Origin of the sequence: Streptomyces swartbergensis (genome assembly GCF_002148965.1) — a bacterium.
Lineage (GTDB): Bacteria > Actinomycetota > Actinomycetes > Streptomycetales > Streptomycetaceae > Streptomyces > Streptomyces swartbergensis.
Map to the genome: position 1 here is coordinate 1 of NZ_NGFN01000797.1, position 812 is coordinate 812.

Here is an 812-nt window from a genome sequence, read left to right on the forward strand (position 1 = left end):
GAGCGGCGGGAGCTCGCCCGTGTCCTGGTGGGTCCGGGTGGGGGACGTGGTCATCGGGCCACCGCCAGGCGCTCGTCGAGCATGGTCAGCAGGGCCTGTTTGTCGACCTTGCCGCGGTCGGTCTCGGGGAGGAACGCGAGGGGCAGGACCTGCTCGGGGACGCAGTAGTAGGGCAGGGCGTCCGCGACCGCGCGGCGGGCGGTGTCCGGGTCGACGTCGGCCGGGCAGACGAAGGACACCAGCGTGCGGGCGTCGCGTTTCAGGGTGACGGCGCGGGTGCAGCCGGCGGCCGTCTCCAGGACGGAGGAGACGGAGTCCAGCTCGACGCGGAAGCCGCGCACCTTGACCTGGTCGTCGGTGCGCCCGAGGTGCTCCAGCTCACCGTCGGGGGTCCAGCGGCCGAGGTCCCGGGTGCGGAACATACGGCGGCCGCCGCCGAGGAAGGGGTCGGGGGCGTAGCGCTCGGCGTTGAGGGCGTCGTCGCCGAGGTAGCCCGCGGAGACGCAGTCGCCGCCCGCCCACATCTCGCCGGTCTCGCCGACGGGCAGGGGGCGCCGGTCGGCGTCGAGGACGTAGACCGTGTTGTTGGGGGTGGGGCGGCCGATGGTGAGCAGCGGGGCGGCCGGGTCGTGGCGGCCCATCGTGTTGACGATCGTGGTCTCCGTCGGGCCGCAGCAGTTGTGGAAGGCGGCCTGCCGGGCCCAGCGGTCGGCCAGCGGGCGCGGGCAGGGCTCCCCCGCGACGGCGACCGTGCGCACGCGCGGGCAGGCGGCGGGGTCAAGGCCGGACAGCACGGTCGGCGTGGCRATCAG

Annotated in this window: 1 protein-coding gene; it reads right to left on the reverse strand. The window is 75.2% G+C overall.

The annotated features are described in order from the left end of the window. Positions 1-50: 50 nt before the first annotated feature. Positions 51-812: AMP-binding protein (locus CA983_RS44405; protein WP_143645893.1), on the reverse strand; the 762-nt coding region annotated here is incomplete at its 5' end.